The 2988-nt window shown below is 60.9% G+C and carries 2 rRNA genes; both read left to right on the top strand.

What is annotated here, in order from left to right:
• The first annotated feature begins 355 nt into the window (after positions 1–355).
• Positions 356–1878 (top strand): 16S ribosomal RNA (locus EHS19_RS10355).
• A gap of 447 nt (positions 1879–2325) precedes the next feature.
• A 23S ribosomal RNA gene (locus EHS19_RS10965) occupies positions 2326–2988 on the top strand; the annotation flags it as partial.

Genomic DNA, 2988 nt, shown 5'->3' with positions numbered 1-2988 from the left:
GTGCGACACGCCGAGGGAGGCGTGTGTTTGCAAGGGGTTTGGCGTTGTTTTGTGATGCCGGTTTGCGTGTTCGCGTGGTGTCGTGTATGTTTATCTCTTGCTGCCCGGCGCGGTGGTGCTTCCCTTCGGGGTTGCGTCGCCTGCTGGTGTGTCGGTGGTTTGAGAACTCAAGAGTGTGTTTGTACTACTTCTTTATAGTCAATGATTGCCAGTCCGTCTCCCGCCTGGCCGGTTTTTGCTGGTTGGGTCCTTGGTTGGTTGATGGGGGGCGGGGTTTTGTGAGGATGTCCTTTCCTTAAGGATGTTTTCGTCTTTTTCTTTTGGAGAGTCTGTTTTCGGATTGTCCTTCATGTTTTTTGTGGAGGGTTCGATTCTGGCTCAGGATGAACGCTGGCGGCGTGCTTAACACATGCAAGTCGAACGGGATCCCTGGTTTCGGCCGGGGTGAGAGTGGCGAACGGGTGAGTAATGCGTGACCGACCTGCCCTGTACTGCGGAATAGCTCCTGGAAACGGGTGGTAATGCCGCATGCTCCGCACTGCTGCATGGTGGTGCGGGAAAGGTTTTTTCCGGTATGGGATGGGGTCGCGTCCTATCAGCTTGACGGCGGGGTGATGGCCCACCGTGGCTTTGACGGGTAGCCGGCCTGAGAGGGCGACCGGCCACATTGGGACTGAGATACGGCCCAGACTCCTACGGGAGGCAGCAGTGGGGAATATTGCACAATGGGCGCAAGCCTGATGCAGCGACGCCGCGTGCGGGATGGAGGCCTTCGGGTTGTAAACCGCTTTTGACGGGGGGCAAGCTTCGGTGAGTGGACCCGTCGAATAAGCGCCGGCTAACTACGTGCCAGCAGCCGCGGTAATACGTAGGGCGCAAGCGTTATCCGGATTCATTGGGCGTAAAGGGCTCGTAGGCGGTTCGTCGCGTCCGGTGTGAAAGCCCATCGCTTAACGGTGGGTCTGCGCCGGGTACGGGCGGGCTTGAGTGCGGTAGGGGAGACTGGAATTCCCGGTGTAACGGTGGAATGTGTAGATATCGGGAAGAACACCGATGGCGAAGGCAGGTCTCTGGGCCGTAACTGACGCTGAGGAGCGAAAGCGTGGGGAGCGAACAGGATTAGATACCCTGGTAGTCCACGCCGTAAACGGTGGACGCTGGATGTGGGGCGCGTTTCCGCGTGTCCCGTGTCGGAGCCAACGCGTTAAGCGTCCCGCCTGGGGAGTACGGCCGCAAGGCTAAAACTCAAAGAAATTGACGGGGGCCCGCACAAGCGGCGGAGCATGCGGATTAATTCGATGCAACGCGAAGAACCTTACCTGGGCTTGACATGTTCCCGGCGACCTCAGAGATGGGGCTTCCCTTCGGGGCGGGTTCACAGGTGGTGCATGGTCGTCGTCAGCTCGTGTCGTGAGATGTTGGGTTAAGTCCCGCAACGAGCGCAACCCTCGCCCCGTGTTGCCAGCAGTTCGGCTGGGGACTCGCGGGGGACCGCCGGGGTCAACTCGGAGGAGGGTGGGGATGACGTCAGATCATCATGCCCCTTACGTCCAGGGCTTCACGCATGCTACAATGGCCGGTACAGCGGGATGCGATGCGGTGACGCGGAGCGGATCCCTGAAAACCGGTCTCAGTTCGGATCGGAGCCTGCAACTCGGCTCCGTGAAGTCGGAGTCGCTAGTAATCGCGGATCAGCAACGCCGCGGTGAATGCGTTCCCGGGCCTTGTACACACCGCCCGTCAAGTCATGAAAGTGGGCAGCACCCGAAGCCGGTGGCCTATCCCTTGTGGGGGGAGCCGTCTAAGGTGAGGCTCGTGATTGGGACTAAGTCGTAACAAGGTAGCCGTACCGGAAGGTGCGGCTGGATCACCTCCTTTCTACGGAGATTCAGGCTCGTGTCTGCGAGCCGTCGTGTGCCCCTGGGGTCGGGTGGTCCGGCCTGTGGGGGTTGCTGGCGAGGAATGGTCGTTGGCCTGGCGCGGGTCTGTCGTGGGCCTGTGCGGGTGGTGCGGACATGCTTTTGGGTTCCCGGATCGCCGGCCCCCCTGTTGTGGGGGTGGGTGTCCGTGGCCCCGTGGCCCGGGCTTGTGCGCGTGTGGCGTGCGGGTTCGGGTTTCGGGTGTCGTGGTGGTTTGAGAACTGGATAGTGGACGCGAGCGGGACCGGCTCCCTGTTGGGGGTTGGTTCTCGCTGTTGATTTCGTCGGGCCCCGCCTTTTTTTGGGTCGGGGTTCGAAAAGTTTTTTTGTTGATCGTTTTGCGATCGTCAGTGTGATGATCTAGTCGTCCAGGCTGTTTTGCAGTGGGCTTGTGCGCGTGGCCGTGTGGGTTGCGTGCATGGGCGTGTGGTGGATGCCTTGGCAGACGGTACCGATGAAGGACGCGACGGGCCGCGATAGGCCTCGGGGAGCCGCCGAGTGGGCTTTGATCCGAGGGTGTCCGAATGGGGGAACCCGCCATTCTTGATGGGATGGCACCGCATTCGTGCGGGGGGTACGCAGGGAAGTGAAACATCTCAGTACCTGCAGGAATGGATACTCCGTGAGTAGTGGCGAGCGAAAGCGGATGATGGCCAAACCGGCTTCGTGTGATACCCGTCGGGGGTTGCGTTGCCGGTGTTGTGGGAGCGTGTGTCCCGGTTCCGACGGGCCGGGCATGGGTGATAAAGCGATGTGTGAGGCGAACCGGATTGAATGCCGGGCCGTGGAGGGTGATGGCCCCGTAGCCGTATGCGCGTCGTCCCGTGATCGTGTGTCCCAAGTAGCGCGGGCCTCGTGGAATCCCGCGTGAATCAGCCCCGACCGTGGGGTGAGCCTGAGTATACCCGTCTGACCGATAGCGTACGAGTACCGTGAGGGAAAGGTGAAAAGCACCCCGGGAGGGGAGTGAAAGAGTTCCTGAAACCGCGCGCCTGCAAACCGTCGGAGCCTTTCGGGGTGACGGCGTGCCTATCGAAAAATGAGTCTGCGAGTCAGTGGCATGCGGCTG

The organism is Bifidobacterium jacchi (assembly GCF_009078285.1).
GTDB classification, from domain to species: Bacteria; Actinomycetota; Actinomycetes; order Actinomycetales; family Bifidobacteriaceae; genus Bifidobacterium; species Bifidobacterium jacchi.
This window is presented reverse-complemented; position numbering and strand designations above follow the sequence as displayed.